This window comes from Xenorhabdus sp. XBWT (assembly GCF_059072735.1).
Window position 1 is genome coordinate 1,527,696 of sequence record NZ_CM180990.1, and the last position, 19,701, is coordinate 1,547,396.

The window sequence follows — 19,701 nt, forward strand, 5'->3', positions numbered from 1 at the left end:
AGATGCTTATGCTCAATCAAGAACTGGAGCTTAGTCTCAATATTGCTTTCGCCAAAGCAAGGGATAATAGACATGAATTTATGACCGTAGAGCACCTATTGCTGGCGTTGTTAAGCAACACATCAGCGCGGGAAGCTTTGGAGGCTTGTAAAGTCGATCTGGCGATGTTACGCCAGGAATTGGAAAGTTTTATTGCCCAAACAACCCCTTTGTTATCTGAAAATGATGACAGAGATACACAACCTACATTAAGTTTTCAGCGTGTATTGCAACGAGCAGTATTTCATGTTCAGTCTTCAGGGCGCTCAGAAGTTTCTGGGGCAAATGTTCTGGTTGCCATTTTCAGTGAACAGGAATCTCAGGCTGCTTATTTGCTGCGTAAACATGATGTCAGCCGCTTGGATGTTGTAAATTTCATTTCTCATGGAACACGTAAAGATGAGCCTGATCATGATTCTCACCACAGTATTAATCCCGTTCAAGAAGAACAGATAATCAGCGAAGATAGACTGGAGAATTTTACAGCTAACCTGAATCAATTGGCACAAAAAGGTCAGATCGATCCACTCGTCGGGCGTCAGCATGAATTGGAGAGAACTGTTCAGGTACTTTGCCGTCGTCGCAAGAATAACCCACTGTTCGTAGGTGAGTCTGGTGTTGGTAAAACTGCCATTGCAGAAGGGCTTGCATGGCGTATTGTACAAAAAGATGTTCCTGACGTTATGCTGGGCTGTACTATCTATTCCTTAGATATTGGTTCACTGCTGGCTGGTACAAAGTATCGTGGTGATTTTGAGAAGCGCTTCAAATCATTGTTAAAAACCTTAGAGCAAGACAGCAAAAGCATTCTCTTTATTGACGAAATCCATACTATTATTGGCGCTGGTGCAGCTTCTGGTGGGCAAGTGGATGCAGCCAATCTTATTAAACCTTTGTTGTCCAGTGGACGGATCCGGGTAATTGGTTCGACGACCTATCACGAGTTCAGCAATATTTTTGAAAAAGATAGGGCGTTAGCTCGTCGATTCCAGAAAATTGATATTCTTGAACCTTCGCCAGAGGAAACGATACAAATTATCAATGGGTTACGTGCTAAGTATGAAGCGCACCATGATGTTCGCTATACGGCAAAAGCTATTCGCGCCGCAGTTGAGTTATCTGTGAAATATATTACAGATCGCCATTTACCGGATAAAGCTATTGATGTTATTGATGAAGCGGGAGCAAGAACAAGATTAATTCCGGTCAGCCGTCGTAAGAAAACAATCAACGTTGCTGATATTGAATCTATTGTAGCTCGTATTGCCCGCGTTCCAGAAAAAACTGTGTCGGCCAGCGATAAAGATGTATTGAGAACGCTGGATGATCGTTTGAAGATGTTGGTCTTTGGTCAGGATAGAGCCATTGGTGCATTGACGGAAGCGATTAAAATGAGCCGGGCTGGGTTGGGGCAGGAACATAAGCCAGTGGGGTCTTTCCTGTTTGCCGGGCCTACAGGGGTCGGTAAAACGGAAGTTACGGTTCAGCTTGCTAAGGTATTGAATGTCAAATTGTTGCGATTTGATATGTCGGAATACATGGAACGCCACACTGTCAGTCGATTGATTGGTGCTCCGCCAGGTTATGTGGGATATGATCAGGGAGGATTATTGACCGACTCAATTATCAAACATCCTCATTCTGTACTGTTGTTGGATGAGATTGAAAAAGCCCATCCTGATGTATTTAATCTGTTGTTACAGGTTATGGATAATGGCACATTGACCGATAATAATGGCCGCAAGGCGGATTTCCGCAATGTTATTTTAGTAATGACAACCAATGCAGGAGTGCGTGAGACTCAGCGTAAATCCATTGGTTTCTCTGAGCAAGATAACAGCATAGATGGAATGGAAGAAATTAAACGGATCTTCACGCCTGAATTCCGCAATCGACTTGATGGCATAATTTGGTTTGATGCACTTTCCTCTGAAGTTATTCAGCAAGTTGTTGATAAATTTATTGTTGAATTACAAGCTCAGCTGGATGAAAAAGGAGTTTCTCTTGAAATCAGTGCAGGTGCCCGTCAGTGGTTATGTGACAAAGGCTATGATAGGGCTATGGGAGCACGTCCTATGGCTCGTATTATTCAAGATAATCTGAAGAAACCACTGGCAAATGAACTACTATTTGGCTCTTTAATACATGGTGGCTCCGTCAAGATTAATCTTGATAAAGTTAAACAAGTATTAACATACGATTTTAAAAGCTCACAGAAATCAAGTAAAAAGAGATCAGAAGATGCCGTGTTATAAGTAAATTATAGGAATTGGCATTAAAACCAGAGTCACACCACAGGTGCTATTGAATAAACATCACCTGTGGTGTTCAAGTTACTTAATTAGCGGCTACGGAAGGTGATACGACCTTTGTCCGTGTCATATGTAGTTAGCTCAACAGTAACCTTGTCTCCAGTCAGGATGCGGATATAGTTTTTACGCATTTTTCCTGAAATGTGAGCAGTAATGACGTGTCCGTTCTCTAATTCAACACGGAACACGGTGTTTGGCAGTGTTTCTAACACAGTACCTTGCATTTCAACGTTTTCTTCTTTGGCCATCTAATCCTCTAAATGTAACAACCATAAGTTTTTAATCGGCAAGATAATGCCGAAAAACCATCATCATGTAAAGGAATGTCGTATTTTAAGCCATCATTTTAGGCCTGATAGATAGTGACATTCCCACCGTAAACAGCATTAATCCTTAAGGGGTAATGATAAATCAAGCACCTGATTAGACCAGCAGCCTGATTGTAGTGGCTGGTCTCGTAACTGGTAAAGATGCTGGAGAAATTCTTCCCTTGGAATATTTTTGGCACCCAATGATTCTGTATGATGGTTTAATACCTGACAATCAAACAGTTGGCCACCATGACGTAAAAAGTGGTGATAAAATGCTATAAAAGCGCACTTGGATGCATTCTCCATTCGGCTAAACATCGATTCACCGCAAAATAATGCACCTACACAAACGCCATATAAACCGCCCACCAATCGGTGCTTATGCCAGACTTCAATTGAATGGGCCAAACCTTTGTGATGCAGGGTTTGGTAACCTCTCTGAACTTCCGAACCGATCCAGGTACCTTCTGGCCGTTGGGCGCAACTATACATTACTCTATCGAAAGCATAGTTTACCGTAATTTGATAAATATGTTTGCGAATAAAACGACGTAATGTTCGGCCCGTATGCAATTCCCCAGGAATTAATACAGCCCGAGGATCTGGAGACCACCATAAAGGAGGCTCGTTGGGCGAATACCACGGAAAAATTCCCTCATTATAAGCCACTTTTAAACGTTCTGCACTCATATCTCCACCAAATGCCAGCAAACCATTGGGTTCAGCCAAGGCATTGGTTGGATGAGGGAATTCGTATGAAATATCCAGCTGAGCTATTGACATAAAGTGTGTCACTCCTGCCCAGAGTAATTTTGTCGCTGATAAAATTGGTAATAACGCCCTTGTTGAGCCAGCAGAACGTCATGTTTGCCTTGCTCAATAATGCGTCCCCCATCCATAACACAGATCCGATCCATATGTTGTAAGCCAGTTAATCGGTGGGTAACAGTAATCAGTGTCTTGTTTTGGCAGCTATGGCGTAGCAGCGATAAGATTTGTTGCTCAGTATCCGCGTCAAGTCCTTCAGTTGGTTCATCAAGAAGCATTAAAGGAGCATCATGTAACAATGCTCTGGCAATCCCTAATCGGCGTTGCTCTCCACCAGAAAGCTGGCGTCCGCCTTCGCCCATCCAACAGTTTAGATTTTCATCATTTTCTAGCAAGTTTCCTAAACCTACCTTCTTCAATATGGTTATTAATTCATTATCACTTGCATCTGGTTTTGCCAATAAAAGATTTTCGCGCAGGGTATGGCTGAATATATGTATTCTCTGGGGAACGATAGACATCATTGAGCGCAATGTTGTCTCATCATAGCGGGAAATAGGTTTCTGATTTAGTTGGATCTCACCGTTATTGACATCCCATGCACGGGTCAATAGCTGTAAAAGCGTCGATTTACCACATCCTGTTTTTCCCAATAAAGCAATATGTTCACCCGAGACCAAAGTGAGAGAAATATTTGTTAACACTGGCAGAGGTTGGTCAGGATAGGTGAAATCAATGTTTTTTATTTCAATGCTGATATCACCATCTGTCTTAGGCCCATTAGCAGGGAAAGTAACTTCCGGCTTTTGATGCATTAATTGGGAAACACGAGTAGCGGATGAAATAACCTGCCCCATGTGCTGAAATGCTATGGTAACTGGCCCGAGTGCTTCAAAAGCAGCAAGGGTACAGAATGTAAATAGAGCTATTAACGCCCCTGGCTGGCTCTTTTCCCCCACACCGTCGGCTGCTAGCCAAAGCATCAGCGTTACCGCTATACCTGTGGAGAAAATCATAATCGCCTGCGAAAGCCCGGTTAAATTGGCCTGTTTTTGCTGACTCTTCAGCCAATCATATTCAACTTCTACCATAGATTGACGAAAACGCTTGAGTGCTCCGAATACGGTCAATTCAGCCTGCCCCTGTAAGGCACTAGTCAGTAATGTACGATATTGGGCCCGTTGTAAGGTGATGTTTTTGCCATAGGGTTTACCGGCGTGGTAAAACCCGAAAGGCAATATCAAAAGCAGCCCTAACATAATACTGCCGAGAATATAGGCGAGCGAGACATCAAGGAACCCCAAGCCAAATGTCAGTACTAAAATTACGACAAATGCGGCGAGAACAGGGGAAATAACGCGCAGATAGAGATGATCCAACGTTTCGACATCAGCAACGAGCCTGTTTAACAATTCACCTTGACGAAAACGGGCAATTCCTCCCGGAGAAAGTGGCAGAATTTTTTGAAAAGCAAAAACGCGTAAATGTGCCAGAACACGGAAAGTTGCATCATGGCTGACAAGACGTTCACCATAGCGGCCAGCAGTGCGGAAAATGGCAGCTCCACGGACACCAGCAGCAGGTAGCATATAGTTAAACGTATACAACCCCGAAAATCCCGCCAGAGCTGTGCCGGCAAGGAACCATCCGGAAAGTGTCAACAGGCCAATGCTGGCTAACAGGGTTACAATCGCCAATACCATTCCTAAACTAATGAGAAACCAGTGGCGACGGTAGAGGGCGAGAAAGGGGAGTAATATACGCATGGTTAAAGCTCCACACTGCGGTGAGACAACAGACGGAAAAATGCACCTTGAGATCGGCTTAGACTCTGATAATCACCTGTTTCAATCAATAGTCCATTCTCCATTACCCAGATCTGATCATATTCCAGAGTTTCTTCTAACAAGTGAGTAACTAATAGGGTGGTTTGTTGATAGGCGGCTTGATTTAAGGCCATCATCACGCGCTGTTCACTATGGGCATCAAGGCTGGCGGCAGGTTCATCCAATAACAATAATTGACTGGGATTTAATAATGCCCTTGCTACCGCGATACGTTGAGCTTGCCCGACAGACAGACGAGCCGCATTGTCACCAATTACCGTATTGACGCCATCTGGTAGCGCGTGAACAAACTCATCAACATAAGCTTGTTTCATCACATCATTGATTTGTTCTTGCGTTGCATTATATTGACCGAGACGGATATTATCTAACAGAGTCTGCTCTGGCAGATGAGGATTCTGACCAACCCAACTCAAACACTCACGCCATGTAGTGAAATCGAGTTCACGCAGTTCAATACCATTGATTTTCAGTGAGCCATGATAAGGCAAAAACCCCAGCAACAGATTGATCAACGAACTTTTGCCAGCACCACTTTTGCCAACCAGCGCGATTCGCTGATGTTTATCAATCGTAAAATTCAAAGGACCAGCAAGACGGTGACCATCGTGAGACAAAATCACCAATTCGTTGGCTTCAATAGCCACTGATTTTTCATCAGGTAGCCTTTTTTGGCCGCTGATAACAGCCTGTTCTCCATCACTGCTGAGTAGGGTGAAAAGTGATTCAGCCGCTCCAATTGCCTGGGCTTTTGCGTGATAAAATGTCCCAAGATCCCGTAAAGGCTGAAAAAATTCAGGTGCGAGGATCAGCGCAAGGAAGCCGGAAAACAGTGTGACGCCCATTCCGTAGCTGCCAAAGTGCAGTTCTCCCAGATAGGAAAAACCAAAATAGACGGCAACAACGGCAATGGAAACCGCAGCAAAAAACTCCAATACAGCTGAAGATAAGAATGCCATGCGCAGCACTTCCATTGTTCTGCGGCGGAAATTTTCTGTTGATTGAGTAATCTGCTTAACTTCAGCTTCTCCCCGGTGGAATAAGCGTAAAGTTTCCAGACCCCGTAAACGATCGAGGAAGTTGCCGCTTAAACGGCTGAGTGCAACAAAATTTCGTTGGTTAGCATCTGCCGCACCTAATCCTACCAGAGCCATAAATAGGGGAATCAATGGTGCGGTCACAAGCAAAATCAACCCAGCTGCCCAATTAACCGGAAACACGGTAATCAGAATTAACATTGGGATCATGGCGGCCAGAGTCATTTGGGGCAGGTAGCGAGAATAGAAATCCTGCATATCTTCGATTTGTTCCAGGATAATGGTCGCCCAACTGCCGGCTGGTTTCCCCTTAACCCATACTGGCCCCAATTTTTCCAATTTATCTAAAACCATACTGCGAATTTGCTGGCGTACAACTTTGCCACAGATAAAACCCACACGTTCCCGGACGGCATTGATGATTGCACGAAATATAAAGGCAGCTACCAGCATCAGAAACTGATTGATGAGGTTTTCACGGGGAACATTATCCATAATCAGGGCTTGAAGGATTGAGGCTAAAAGCCAGGCTTGAGAAATGATCAGTAATCCACCGATCAGCCCTAGTATCATGGATAGACGAAGCCACCGTCGGGCTGGGGCACTTTGTCGTCTCAGCCATCGAACAAGTTCAGATTGTCTTGTTTTGTCCATAAGAAAAATTTCTGATTAGCAGGTGATGATACGAAATATCAAAACAAACCTTGTGTTACTTATTTAAAAGCGCTATTGAAATAGCGCTTTTAAGGAGGATGGATTACTTGGTTGCCAAACCATCAAGAAAACGTTCAGCATCCAGCGCAGCCATACAGCCTGTACCGGCGGAAGTGATTGCTTGACGATATATATGATCCATCACATCTCCGGCGGCAAAAATGCCCGGAATGGAGGTTTGGGTAGCATTACCGTGCAATCCAGACTGGACTTTGATATATCCATTTTCCAGTTCAAGCTGCCCGTCAAAGATACCTGTATTTGGGCTATGGCCGATGGCGATGAAAACACCAGCGACATCCAGTTCTTCGGTATTGCTGCTTTTCGTATCGCGAAGGCGGACCCCCGTAACCCCCATATCGTCACCCTGAACTTCATCCAAAGTTCGATCGATATGCAGAATGATATTACCGTTTTTCACTTTTTCCATCATACGGTCTATCAGGATTTTTTCTGAACGGAAAATATCACGGCGGTGAATCAAGTGGACTTCAGAGGCAATGTTTGCCAAATAAAGTGCTTCTTCAACAGCCGTATTACCACCACCAACGACGGCAACTTTCTGTTTGCGATAGAAAAAACCATCACATGTTGCACAAGCGGATACACCCCGACCTTTGAAAGCTTCTTCGGAAGGCAATCCTAGATAACGGGCAGAAGCACCTGTCGCTATGATCAACGCATCACAAGTATATTCCTGATCATCCCCATATAAACGGAGTGGTTTGTTTGAGAAATCAACTTTCTTAATATGGTCAGAAATCATCTCAGTTTGAAATTTCTCAGCATGTTGGAACATACGCTCCATCAAGTCTGGACCAGTAAGCCCTTCAGGATCACCGGGCCAGTTTTCAACCTCAGTCGTGGTGGTCAATTGGCCGCCTTTTTCAATCCCAGTAATGAGAACCGGATTTAGATTAGCGCGGGCTGCATAAACGGCAGCGGTATAACCAGCAGGACCTGAGCCAAGAATGATGAGTTTACTGTGTTTGGCTGTGCTCATGAATACCTCATTTCCATTATCTCATATTGCGAATTTAGGGATTGTAGGAGAAATAATAAGTTAAAAAAAGCGATTATCAGATAAAATATTCATGTTATTAACGATTTTACCGATAGATAGTAACTATGATGTGATCGAAATGTAAGGGGGAATTGTTTAACCTTCTGAATCGAACATCATTTATACATTTAAGATATGAAACTAGTTATTTGAACGTCTTACTGAAAATTTGTTTGGTATGTTGTTCTGGTTTTCGCTCATTTACTTTGACAATCGGCTGTGCATTTGCGAAAACATCTGTGTAAGAGATAATTATCTACCTCGCTAATCAATTGTTTCTATAGAATAGACAAATTGAGGTGGATAATTTTCTCATAGAATATTAAAAATTGCCGTTAAGCTACTTTCTGAAAGACATTGTGTTTTGGGAGATAATATCCTGGAAAATGGTGTTCTGGTTAATCGAACGCTGGAAAACCACATACTGGGAAATTGTAGTAGGCCTCAAAACTTGGTTACAGATTGGGCTTTACCTTTGAAGACATCTTTTCCAGCTCAGTTGCTTCAAAGAGATAGGGAAAAGTTATGGGTGTAGGAATATAGAGAGAGAGCAATAAGATGATTGATAATAAGAAGCGTCCAGGAAAAGATCTTGATCGTATAGATCGCAATATCCTTAATGAGTTGCAAAAAGACGGTCGTATTTCTAACGTGGAGTTATCCAAACGTGTTGGTCTGTCACCGACACCTTGTCTGGAACGTGTACGTCGTTTGGAGCGCCAGGGCTTTATCTCTGGTTATACAGCTTTGCTGAATCCTCACTACCTGGATGCATCGTTGCTGGTATTCGTTGAAATTACGCTGAACCGTGGAGCAACAGATGTGTTTGAACAATTCAATACGGCTGTCCAGAAATTAGAAGAAATCCAAGAATGTCATTTGGTCTCTGGTGATTTTGACTACTTGCTGAAAACGCGCGTACCAGATATGTCCGCATATCGTAAATTACTCGGTGAAACCCTGTTGCGTCTTCCGGGGGTTAACGATACGCGTACTTATGTCGTTATGGAAGAAGTGAAACAGAGTAATCGCCTAGTGATTAAGACTCGTTAAGCTTTTGTCTAAAATGTACAGATGCAAAACAGGAAAAACTTAGGTACACTCCTGTTTATGCATACAGTTTCAACGCTGAGCTATCCTCAGCGTTGTTCCGTTTAATCAACAGGAAAACCTGGAGAGTCTTTCTTGAACCAGGAATATACAGAAGACAAACGTGTTAAGTTAAAGAAAATAAGCAGTGGCCGCCGGCTTCTGGAAGCCGTTCTGTTGGTAATTGCTATTTGTGCTGTGTACTTGATGATAACGCTCATTAGCTTTCACCCATCCGATCCAAGCTGGTCACAAACTTCATGGCATGAACCCATCCACAATTGGGGTGGAAGCGTAGGTGCTTGGTTGTCAGACACGCTGCTCTCGGCATTTGGTATTCTTGCCTATGCAGTCCCGCCGTTAATGTTTTTAGGTTGTTGGAATGCTTTCCGCCAGAAAGATAGGCAAGAGTACGTTGATTTTTTTACCCTCGCATTACGTGTTATCGGCGCTTTAGCCTTGGTACTGACTTCATGTGGCTTGGCAGCACTCAATATTGATGATTTGGATGATTTTGCTGCCGGTGGTGTTGTGGGTAATTTATTCAGTAATGCGATTCTGCCTTGGTTCAATATACTTAGTGCAACATTAGCCCTGCTTGGTATTTGGGCGGTTGGTTTTATTTTGTTTACGGGTTGGTCATGGCTCACTATTGCAGAAAAGATTGGTGCAATCATTCTGGATTCTATAAGTTTTATGGTAAACCGCAGTCGTAATGCATCAGAATATGACCGTAATGAGTTGGAAGATGAATATTCAACCAGTGAGCATCAACGAGCCGAACATATTGACCAAAATGAACTGGCTGAGACAACGATTGAAACAGAAGCGGTAAGCGCAAACGAAGATGATGTGTTGTTGACTGCTCCAACGGTAATTGAATTAGCAAATACAGATTCAGCATTACCTACTGCTTCAACTTCTCCTAAAACAGAATTTATTGAGAAAACACAGGAAAAGAGTTCTCCTGAGCATATCTCCGTACAGACAGTACCAACCCAAACTGTGTTACCAGAAATGTCTGAGCAATCATTCAGCAGTAGCAGTGATGAACACATACCGCAATCAGTAATACAACCATTGGTAACTTCGTCAGAACCTGTACAAACTGAAATAACGCATAATGCAAAAGATGAGCGAGAGAAAAAGTCTGTTCGTTATTTCTTTGAATTACCAAACGATTATCAATCAAATTCAGAACCAGACAATCTTTCGCCAGTTATTGCTGATACTGACAGTACCAACCTGAAAAATACGGTTGCGGATATTGCCGGCATTTCTGCCATAACGAAAAACCCTCAGATTAAACAGGGTATTGGCCCTGAAATGCCACGCCCTAATCCTGTCAGAATACCTACACGTCGTGAATTGTATGGTATTAAAGTGCCTTCTCATCGTTTGGCGGAACATCTGCAACGGGAAGAAAAAGAAAAGCAGAATGAACTGATCGCAGAAACTCATGAACAAGACATGGATGAGCAACAGCAAAATATGTTGCGTCAGCAATTTCTTGAACAACAACGTGAACGTTATGGCAATAATTTTGAGACAGAAAGTAGAGAAGCACGCGAGGAAGCTGTATCTTTATATCGGCAACCAACAGTAACTGTATTTACAGAACAGAATAATCTGGAAAATAGTGTAGATGAACAGGAAGCGCAGCAGGAAGAAGCGCTGCGAATGGCATTTGAGCAACAGCAGAGTGAGCGTTATCAAATGAACCAACCTGTTATTTCAACACACATTTCAGAACAAGATGAAGGAGCTGAGTTAAATTATTCTCCTCAGGTTGATGATCTTGATAAATCTGAATCAACTGAGCCTGCATTCAGAGTACCAGAGCCATTGATTCAACAAGAGATTCAGGTGAAAAAAATAGTTCCTGCCCCTGCTTCCCATGAATCGGGAATTCAGCATACTCTTGCGCAGCAACCGCAGCAACCGCAGCAACCGCAGCAACCGCAGCAACCGCAGCAACCGCAGCAACCGCAGCAACCGCAGCAACCGCAGCAACCGCAGCAAGACAGCTTGTTCCATCCATTTTTGATGCGCAATGATCAGCCATTGCCGAAACCAACAACACCTATGCCTTCTTTAGACCTTTTGGCTAAGCCGCCAATAGAAGAAGAACCTGTCGATATGTTTGTTCTAGAACAAACCTCTCGTTTGATTGAATCGCGTCTAAATGATTATCGCGTCAAAGCAGATGTTGTTGGATTTTCGCCTGGTCCTGTGATTACAAGGTTTGAGCTGGACTTAGCGCCGGGTGTCAAGGCTTCCCGCATATCTAACTTATCACGTGACCTTGCCCGCTCTCTTTCCGCAGTAGCTGTCCGTATTGTGGAAGTTATCCCCGGGAAACCTTATGTCGGGTTGGAACTACCCAATAAAAAGCGCCAAACAGTTTACCTGAGGGAAGTACTGGATTGCGATAAATTCAGGGACAATCCATCGCCGTTGACTATTGTTCTTGGAAAAGACATTGCAGGGCAACCTGTTGTGGCTGATTTGGGTAAAATGCCTCACTTACTTGTTGCAGGGACAACGGGTTCGGGCAAATCGGTGGGGGTTAACGCCATGATCCTCAGTATCCTGTATAAAGCGAAACCGGAAGATGTTCGTTTTATCATGATAGATCCGAAAATGCTTGAATTATCAGTGTATGAAGGAATTCCGCACTTATTGACTGAAGTTGTCACTGATATGAAAGATGCGGCCAACGCCTTGCGCTGGTGTGTGAATGAAATGGAACGACGTTACAAACTGATGTCAGCTTTGGGGGTGCGTAATCTCGCCGGTTATAACGACAAGATTAAACAAGCGGAAAATATGGGACGGCCAATCCCTGATCCGTTCTGGAAACCGGGAGATAGTATGGATGCAACGCATCCTATGCTGAAAAAAGAGCCTTATATCGTCGTTATGGTTGATGAGTTTGCAGACCTGATAATGACAGTCGGGAAGAAAGTGGAAGAACTGATTGCCCGTTTGGCCCAGAAAGCGCGTGCAGCAGGTATTCACTTGGTGCTGGCAACACAGCGTCCTTCTGTTGACATCATTACGGGATTGATTAAAGCCAATATTCCAACACGTATTGCATTTACAGTGTCCAGTAAAATCGATTCTCGTACCATTCTTGATCAAGGTGGTGCAGAATCATTGCTTGGCATGGGAGATATGCTTTATTTGGCACCAAATTCTTCCATTCCTGTACGTGTTCATGGTGCATTTGTCCGTGACCAAGAGGTTCATGAAGTCGTTAATGACTGGAAAGCTCGTGGGCGTCCTCAATATATTGATAGTATTATCAAGGGCGGAGAAGATGGTGATGGCGGCTTAGGGTTTGATAGCGATGAAGAGCTGGATACTTTGTTTGATCAAGCAGTTGAATTTGTGGTTGAAAAGCGCCGTGTTTCCATTTCGGGCGTGCAACGTCAATTCCGTATCGGATATAATCGGGCGGCTAGGATTGTCGAACAAATGGAAGCACAGCAGATTGTCAGTACACCCGGACATAATGGCAACCGTGAAGTTTTGGCACCTCCGCCACACGAACATTAATTAATGCTGTTAAATGCAATGCAGTATCAGCCACTGATGCTGGCAATAATACGAATTGAAGGTACTCGCACATGAAAAAACTGATGTTGATTGGTTGTCTGATTATGGGTGTGAGCGTAGGTTCTGCATGGGCTGATGCTACGCAAGACCTGCAAGGGCGTTTAGGAAAAGTAAATAGTTTTCATGCTGGTTTTACTCAAACAGTGACTAGCAATGATGGGGCTACAATCCAAAAAGGGGAAGGAGAACTTTGGATCAAACGCCCTAATTTATTTAACTGGCACATGACTTCGCCTGATGAAAGTGTTTTGGTCTCTGATGGTAAAACTCTGTGGTTTTATAACCCTTTTGTTGAACAAGTAACGGCAAACTGGTTAAAAGATGCGACGGGGAATACACCATTTATGTTGATTGCCCGTAATGATCCCGCAGATTGGAAACAGTACAAAATTGCACAAAATGGTAATCATTTTGAGCTGACTCCGAATAATGCCAATGGTAACTTGAAACACTTTTCAATTACCGTAACACCAGAGGGAACTATCCAGAAATTTACGGCGGTTGAACAGGATGGGCAAAAAAGCGCTTATCAATTGCAAAAGCAGCAAAATACCAGCGTAAATGCGGATAAATTCAAATTTACAGTACCAGATGGTGTTACGCTGGATGATCAGCGCCAGTGAGGTTTAAGTGGATAATCTTTCACTCGATTTTTCACAAAATGAATTTCAGCCACTGGCCGCAAGAATGCGTCCAGTCACATTAGATCATTACATTGGGCAGCAGCATTTATTGGCAGAAGGCAAACCTTTGCCAAAAGCGATCCGGGCTGGTCACCTTCATTCCATGATTTTGTGGGGACCACCAGGAACAGGAAAGACAACGCTGGCTGAAATAATTGGTTATTACGCCCAAGCTGATATCGAACGAATCTCGGCAGTGACATCCGGCATTAAAGAAATCCGTGAATCAATAGAAAAAGCACGCCAAAACCGGAATGCAGGTCGCAGAACCATCTTATTTGTCGATGAAGTTCATCGATTTAATAAAAGCCAGCAGGATGCATTTTTACCACATATTGAAGATGGAACGATCACCTTTATTGGTGCAACGACCGAAAATCCTTCTTTCGAATTAAATTCAGCCTTGTTATCACGGGCGCGAGTTTATTTATTGAAATCTCTCTCGACGACAGAGATTGAGCAAGTGCTTATTCAGGCCATGAACGATAAAGAGCGAGGGGTTGGCGGGCAAAAGATCGTATTACCGGATGATACCCGCCAAATGATTGCTGAACTTGTCGCTGGAGACGCTCGCCGCTCACTGAATTTGCTGGAAATGATGTCAGATATGGCAGAAGTGGATCGGCACGATCAGAGGGTTCTGACACTTGAACTACTAAAAGAAGTCAGTGGGGAGAGAAGCGCACGCTTTGATAATAAAGGTGATCGGTATTACGATTTAATTTCTGCCCTGCATAAAGCAATCCGTGGTTCAGCACCTGATGCCGCACTTTACTGGTATGCCCGAATCATTACCGCAGGTGGTGATCCACTTTATGTTGCTCGCCGGTTACTGGCGATTGCTTCTGAAGATGTTGGTAATGCCGATCCACGCGGAATGCAGGTCGCGATTGCTGCATGGGACTGTTTTACACGAGTAGGACCGGCGGAAGGAGAGAGAGCGATTGCACAGGCAATTGTGTATCTTGCTTGCGCACCGAAAAGTAATGCGGTTTATACCGCATTCAATGCGGCAATGGCGGACGCACAAAATAAACCGGATTATGATGTGCCTATCCATCTGCGTAATGCACCGACGAAACTGATGAAGGAAATGGGCGTGGGTGAAGCATATCGCTATGCTCATGATGAACCGAATGCGTATGCTGCCGGTGAAGTTTATTTCCCACCTGAAATGCAACAAACACGTTATTATTATCCGGCCACCAGAGGGCTGGAAGGGAAGATTGGTGAGAAATTAAACTGGTTGCTGGAACAGGATCAAAATAGCCCGATAAAACGCTATCGTTAATCTTATTGATACGGTAAGGTTTATATCCAATAGATTTCACTACGTTATTCTCAATAACAAGTATCTCAATAACAACTTTTCAATAACAACAAACACAGGACTAGCATGCTCGATCCAAATATGCTGCGTAATGAGCTAGACGCAGTCGCCGAAAAACTGGCTCGCAGGGGTTATACCCTTGATGTGGAGATGCTGCGCAAACTAGAAGAGCGCCGCAAAGTTTTACAAGTTGAAACTGAAACCCTGCAGGCAGAACGTAATTCCCGATCGAAGGCTATTGGTGCAGCGAAAGCCCGTGGTGAAGATATTGAACCACTGCGTCAGGAAGTGAATCAGTTGGGAGAAAAGCTGGATTCAGCAAAAGCTGAACTGGAAACATTGCAGACTGAAATTCGTCATATTGCTTTAAGTATGCCGAATATTCCTGACGATTCCTCCCCTGACGGGAAAGATGACAGTGATAATCTGGAAATCAGCCGTTGGGGCGAACCACGCCAGTATGGTTTTGAAATTAAAGATCATGTATCGCTGGGTGAACTGAGCGGTGGTCTTGATTTTGCGGCAGCGGTTAAATTAACTGGCTCACGTTTCGTGGTTATGAAAGGTCAGATTGCTCGTCTGCACCGTGCTATCGCACAGTTCATGCTGGATTTACATACTGAACAACATGGTTATTTGGAAACCTATGTACCTTATTTGGTTAACCACGATTCTTTGTACGGTACGGGGCAATTACCTAAATTTGGTGAAGATTTGTTCCATACCAGACCGTTGGAAGAAGAATCTGCCAGTAACTATGCTTTGATCCCGACTGCGGAAGTGCCTGTTACTAACTTGGTTCGTGATGAAATTCTGGATGAAAGCGAATTACCATTGAAAATGACTGCCCATACACCTTGCTTCCGTTCTGAAGCGGGTTCTTATGGTCGTGATACCCGTGGTCTGATCCGTATGCACCAGTTTGATAAAGTTGAACTGGTTCAGATTGCTCATCCAGAAAAATCTATGGAAGCACTGGAGGAATTGACGGGTCATGCAGAAAAAGTATTGCAGTTGTTGAACCTGCCATACCGCAAAATGCTGCTGTGTACTGGTGATATGGGTGCAAGTGCAAGAAAAACTTACGATCTGGAAGTTTGGTTGCCAGCACAGAATACTTACCGTGAAATCTCATCTTGCTCGAATATGTGGGATTTTCAGGCGCGTCGTATGCAAGCACGTTTCCGCTCGAAGGACGACAAAAAACCACAGTTGGTACATACACTGAATGGTTCTGGACTGGCGGTAGGCCGTACTTTAGTTGCTGTGATGGAAAACTATCAGCAGGCAGATGGACGTATCGCAATTCCAGAAGTATTGCGTCCTTATATGAACGGATTGGAATACATCGGTTAATAACCTATACCCAGTGAATTTTGAGCTGAAGCTCGGAAAACGAAGGGTGTATATTTTTAGTAAAAAAGCGCCGAGTGTGAAGTAACGGCGCTTTTTTATGAATATATCCCATGCCTTAATTTTTCATGGCCATTTCATCCTTCTTTATTTCATGTAAATAAAAAACATTGCGATAAGAAGAATAATGGCTTGCCATACGGAGTGGTGTAGTAAATAAAAGCCCTAATAATAAAGGAAGGGAAGAAACAAAAATCAAAAGATTAATGAAGAAAAAGAATAGTAATGCACCTAAGAGGTTTTTACATATGCTATTTAAACTGGTTGAAAGTGCTTTTTTTACACTAAAATTATTCAACATAATCAATGTAGGAGCGAACCAAGAATATGCAGTAGATAAAAACAAAGCAATTATGATAGAAAATAAAGATAAAAATGATAAGGATGAATCATCTACGGAAATGGTTGAATCGTAGTTTCTATATAAAGAAATTGAATACATATCATCAAAAACAACTTGAAATAAATCATCACCATCGATAAGTGCAGCAGAGATATACCCCAATGATTTTATTCCGCAAACAACTATTCCTATTAAAAATAATGAACCACATTTATGTCGAAAACCATAAAAAAGCCGTTTTAATTCGAATTTATCTGTGATTCTTTGGTTTTCACATATAGAGATAATTCCGGCGATAAATAGAGGATCTAGTAGACTGGAAAGGATAAACCCAAGATAAGGAATTAGCATAATGCCAAAATTGATAGTACTATAAATAATCCCCATTAACACCCACATACCAAGTTTAGGTAATATAAAGTCCCAGGCATCGCCTATCGAACCAATGGCAGTATTTATTTTAATTGCCTGTCCATTGGGAACAAAGATAGCATTGTTTTTAATAGGGTTATTGGACAAATTTTCTAAATCTGAGTTGATATTTTGTATTTGCATTATTTTATTTGCAATGTTGATGAATAATAAAAAAGCGCCAGTTATAGCACTTTTTGTATACAGATATCTATTGATAAGTAGTTAGCTGCTTAAGCTAGATTTTGTTTCTTTCTCTTCTGGGACATAAAAAATGCTACGATAGATTGTATAATAAGTTGCCATATACAGAGGAATTGTAACAATAAAACCCAAAAATAATGGGATTATTGATATAATTACGATAATTCCCATCAACAATAAAAAGAGGATAATACCGAGCAGATTTTTCTTCACTGCACTCAAACTCATTGATACGGCTTCACCAAATTTTAGATCATTAATGATGATCAAAGCAGGCGCAAATAAACTAAATGGAATGGCAATGAGGCTGAAAAGCATTATCACAAGTCCTATAATCAATAAAGTAGATGCACCATTTATTAATAGGGCTGATTCTGGATCTTGCCCAATTAGAACCGCTTGTAATAGGCTTGCACCGCCGAGTATAAAGACTGCGAAAAAGGCAAGAAAATATATACCAAAAACGAGAGCTCCAACTGCAACTAATGAACCAAGTTTATTTTTAAATCCATAAAAGAGATATTCTATTTCAAAACTGCCGGATATCCTCTGTTTCTCACTAGCAGCAATAAATCCCGCAATAAATACAGGGCCAAAAAAGGCTGTTACGAAATTGACGAGAGGAATAAACTGTAAACCTATCGAGACAACTATATAGATTAAGGTCAGCAGTATCCATTTCATGGGTTGAGCTTTAAACATCTCCCAAGCACTACCGATCCATTCTGTTGCAGCCCCAGCTCCAACAGCCCGGCCACCAGGAATGAATGTATCTTTCTCCTTGCTTAGAGAAACACTATTTTTCCCTGAATTGAAATTAATATCTTGAGTGTCCATTTTTTTCCGATTTATCTTATTGAGTGATGAATTTTGAATTGGTTTTTCTCTATTAGCATTCCATAAATACAAGTTTATAGAGAAAACGACTGAATTATTATATAAAAATTATTAATCAACAAGTGCTATTTGTGATTCTTATCTGCGAATTAATGCATGATTTTTATCGGTATTGATGTATATACTGAATGATTTTATGATTGTAATTATATGATTTTAGTTTAATTTTCTTGTTTATCTTGATGTAAAGTAAATTATTTTGTTTTTAATATGTCATTGCAGGTTTTTTTGGATGAAAACATTTTAATTTGATATCAGAGTTCTGTTCTGGTGTTTGAGTTAGGTAAAGTGACAAAACATATAAAATATCATTTCGTTATAACCAACTTGAGTGATTAAATTAGAAGATAGTTTGATGTTTTATTTAAATAATAACAAAGCGAAATTAACCGAATGAAATAATTTAAAAAAACAATAAATAGTATGGATGATTTGTTATTTTGTTTATAAATTCTGGGTAAATCCATGTGTTATATTGATTAGAGCTTTAAATTAAGGATGGTTAATATGTCTTTATAGTCAGTTATTTCAATTTTTCTGGTATCTTAGAATTAAGACATTTTTACGAAGAAAGTTGGCCTCAATTTATTGAGGCTCTGTTCTTATTGATATTAATTGATTGTTTTACTGAAATATTGGTGTGGAAAGGTGCAGGATATATACCCAATGAGTTTTGAGTTACTGTGCGGCGGAAGGGGAAGGAATCCCCAGAAGCATAGCTAACTATGTAACTGGGGGAATAAATACAGCCAACAAAGAGGTAGCTTGAAAACGATAAATCTAATAAATTACATGGTGTCCATAACTATTCAGAATTTCTTTTACCCTATCCATTGTTTCTTTTGAAGGAGGGTGAACATCTTCTAATTTATATTCTTCACCCATGGCAATCCATTTATGCTTGCCCAACTCGTGATAAGGTAATAATTCAATTTTTTCAATGTTTTTCATGCACTTGGTGAATTCACCAAGCAAATGGACAGAGTTATCGTCATCTGACCAGCCGGGAACGACAACATAGCGAATCCAGGTTTTTTGATTTCGTTTTGCCAGATATCGGGCAAATTCGAGAGTTCGATGATTAGAAACGCCGACTAATTTCTGGTGGATATCATCGTTAATTTGTTTTAAATCCAGCATAACAAGATCAGTATCATCCATTAGCTCATCGATCACCGGATCATAACGGCGGACAAAGCCATTGGTATCTAAACAGGTATGAATACCTTCCGCATGGCAGGCTCTGAACCAGTCACGGACAAACTCGGCCTGGAGAATTGCTTCGCCACCAGAAGCTGTGACTCCACCACCTGAAGCATTCATAAAATGACGATAGGTCGTCGCTTCTTTTACTAACTCTTCAACAGTGACCGTTTTTCCACCATGAGTATCCCAGGTGTCGCGGTTATGGCAATAGAGACAACGCATTAGGCAACCCTGGAAAAACGTGATAAAACGGATACCCGGGCCATCAACGGTTCCACAAGATTCAAAAGAGTGGATACGACCAAGTACGGACATGAAAGGATTTCTCCAAAAACTGACAAGTATTAAAGGCCCCAATTATTAAGGGGCCTTTAGTGTATGTCATTTCATTTCAATGGAAAATAATGACATTT

The 19,701-nt window shown here is 42.0% G+C and carries 14 protein-coding genes; 6 read left to right on the forward strand and 8 right to left on the reverse strand.

Annotation, left to right across the window (positions count from 1 at the left end):
* Window positions 1-8 precede the first annotated feature (8 nt).
* Window positions 9-2,294, forward strand: a complete 2,286-nt coding sequence (gene clpA / locus AC5JQI_RS06885; protein WP_493914164.1) for an ATP-dependent Clp protease ATP-binding subunit ClpA — start codon at window positions 9-11, stop codon at window positions 2,292-2,294.
* 86 nt (window positions 2,295-2,380) lie between these two features.
* On the opposite strand, the gene infA is transcribed toward clpA, so the two are convergent.
* From infA to trxB, 5 genes are all read right to left on the reverse strand, one after another.
* Complete coding sequence (gene infA, locus AC5JQI_RS06890) at window positions 2,381-2,599, reverse strand: translation initiation factor IF-1 (RefSeq protein WP_092552189.1); 219 nt, start codon at window positions 2,597-2,599, stop codon at window positions 2,381-2,383.
* 138 nt (window positions 2,600-2,737) lie between these two features.
* On the reverse strand, window positions 2,738-3,445 hold the full coding sequence (gene aat, locus AC5JQI_RS06895; protein ID WP_493914165.1) for a leucyl/phenylalanyl-tRNA--protein transferase: 708 nt from the start codon (window positions 3,443-3,445) through the stop codon (window positions 2,738-2,740).
* 8 nt (window positions 3,446-3,453) lie between these two features.
* Window positions 3,454-5,196: a heme ABC transporter ATP-binding protein/permease CydC gene (gene cydC, locus AC5JQI_RS06900; protein ID WP_493914166.1), complete on the reverse strand. Its 1,743-nt coding sequence runs from the start codon at window positions 5,194-5,196 to the stop codon at window positions 3,454-3,456.
* 2 nt (window positions 5,197-5,198) lie between these two features.
* Window positions 5,199-6,968, reverse strand: a complete 1,770-nt coding sequence (cydD, locus tag AC5JQI_RS06905) for a heme ABC transporter permease/ATP-binding protein CydD (RefSeq protein WP_493914167.1) — start codon at window positions 6,966-6,968, stop codon at window positions 5,199-5,201.
* Window positions 6,969-7,071: 103 nt separating this feature from the next.
* Window positions 7,072-8,031, reverse strand: a complete 960-nt coding sequence (gene trxB, locus AC5JQI_RS06910; protein WP_493914168.1) for a thioredoxin-disulfide reductase — start codon at window positions 8,029-8,031, stop codon at window positions 7,072-7,074.
* Window positions 8,032-8,649: 618 nt separating this feature from the next.
* Between trxB and lrp the strand changes: the two genes are divergently transcribed.
* From lrp to serS, 5 genes are all read left to right on the forward strand, one after another.
* Window positions 8,650-9,144: a leucine-responsive transcriptional regulator Lrp gene (lrp, locus tag AC5JQI_RS06915; RefSeq protein WP_092552174.1), complete on the forward strand. Its 495-nt coding sequence runs from the start codon at window positions 8,650-8,652 to the stop codon at window positions 9,142-9,144.
* 132 nt (window positions 9,145-9,276) lie between these two features.
* Window positions 9,277-12,741 carry a DNA translocase FtsK 4TM domain-containing protein gene (locus AC5JQI_RS06920; protein ID WP_493914169.1) on the forward strand — a complete coding sequence of 1,155 codons (3,465 nt, stop codon included), beginning with the start codon at window positions 9,277-9,279 and terminating at the stop codon, window positions 12,739-12,741.
* A 71-nt stretch (window positions 12,742-12,812) separates the two neighbouring features.
* On the forward strand, window positions 12,813-13,424 hold the full coding sequence (gene lolA / locus AC5JQI_RS06925) for an outer membrane lipoprotein periplasmic chaperone LolA (protein WP_493914170.1): 612 nt from the start codon (window positions 12,813-12,815) through the stop codon (window positions 13,422-13,424).
* Between the two features lie 7 nt (window positions 13,425-13,431).
* Window positions 13,432-14,775, forward strand: coding sequence for a replication-associated recombination protein A (locus AC5JQI_RS06930; RefSeq protein ID WP_493914171.1), 1,344 nt, complete (start codon window positions 13,432-13,434; stop codon window positions 14,773-14,775).
* A gap of 105 nt (window positions 14,776-14,880) precedes the next feature.
* Window positions 14,881-16,170, forward strand: a complete 1,290-nt coding sequence (gene serS / locus AC5JQI_RS06935) for a serine--tRNA ligase (RefSeq protein WP_493914172.1) — start codon at window positions 14,881-14,883, stop codon at window positions 16,168-16,170.
* 115 nt (window positions 16,171-16,285) lie between these two features.
* Here the strand turns inward: serS and AC5JQI_RS06940 are convergent, their stop codons facing one another.
* The 3 genes from AC5JQI_RS06940 to pflA form a co-directional block, all read right to left on the reverse strand.
* Complete coding sequence (locus tag AC5JQI_RS06940; protein WP_493914173.1) at window positions 16,286-17,125, reverse strand: BPSS1780 family membrane protein; 840 nt, start codon at window positions 17,123-17,125, stop codon at window positions 16,286-16,288.
* A gap of 81 nt (window positions 17,126-17,206) precedes the next feature.
* Window positions 17,207-18,022, reverse strand: a complete 816-nt coding sequence (locus tag AC5JQI_RS06945) for a BPSS1780 family membrane protein (RefSeq protein ID WP_493914174.1) — start codon at window positions 18,020-18,022, stop codon at window positions 17,207-17,209.
* Window positions 18,023-18,862: 840 nt separating this feature from the next.
* The gene (gene pflA, locus AC5JQI_RS06950; protein WP_493914175.1) at window positions 18,863-19,603 is read right to left on the reverse strand and encodes a pyruvate formate lyase 1-activating protein; all 741 of its coding nucleotides are present in this window, start codon (window positions 19,601-19,603) and stop codon (window positions 18,863-18,865) included.
* Window positions 19,604-19,701 lie beyond the last annotated feature (98 nt).

What these genes read in the sequence shown, in the direction of transcription:
- clpA (WP_493914164.1), top strand. Translation starts at nt 9, where the DNA reads ATGCTCAATCAAGAACTGGAGCTTAGTCTCAATATTGCTTTCGCCAAA.
- infA (WP_092552189.1), bottom strand. Translation starts at nt 2,599, where the DNA reads ATGGCCAAAGAAGAAAACGTTGAAATGCAAGGTACTGTGTTAGAAACA.
- aat (WP_493914165.1), bottom strand. Translation starts at nt 3,445, where the DNA reads ATGTCAATAGCTCAGCTGGATATTTCATACGAATTCCCTCATCCAACC.
- cydC (WP_493914166.1), bottom strand. Translation starts at nt 5,196, where the DNA reads ATGCGTATATTACTCCCCTTTCTCGCCCTCTACCGTCGCCACTGGTTT.
- cydD (WP_493914167.1), bottom strand. Translation starts at nt 6,968, where the DNA reads ATGGACAAAACAAGACAATCTGAACTTGTTCGATGGCTGAGACGACAA.
- trxB (WP_493914168.1), bottom strand. Translation starts at nt 8,031, where the DNA reads ATGAGCACAGCCAAACACAGTAAACTCATCATTCTTGGCTCAGGTCCT.
- lrp (WP_092552174.1), top strand. Translation starts at nt 8,650, where the DNA reads ATGATTGATAATAAGAAGCGTCCAGGAAAAGATCTTGATCGTATAGAT.
- lolA (WP_493914170.1), top strand. Translation starts at nt 12,813, where the DNA reads ATGAAAAAACTGATGTTGATTGGTTGTCTGATTATGGGTGTGAGCGTA.
- serS (WP_493914172.1), top strand. Translation starts at nt 14,881, where the DNA reads ATGCTCGATCCAAATATGCTGCGTAATGAGCTAGACGCAGTCGCCGAA.
- AC5JQI_RS06940 (WP_493914173.1), bottom strand. Translation starts at nt 17,125, where the DNA reads ATGCAAATACAAAATATCAACTCAGATTTAGAAAATTTGTCCAATAAC.
- AC5JQI_RS06945 (WP_493914174.1), bottom strand. Translation starts at nt 18,022, where the DNA reads ATGGACACTCAAGATATTAATTTCAATTCAGGGAAAAATAGTGTTTCT.
- pflA (WP_493914175.1), bottom strand. Translation starts at nt 19,603, where the DNA reads ATGTCCGTACTTGGTCGTATCCACTCTTTTGAATCTTGTGGAACCGTT.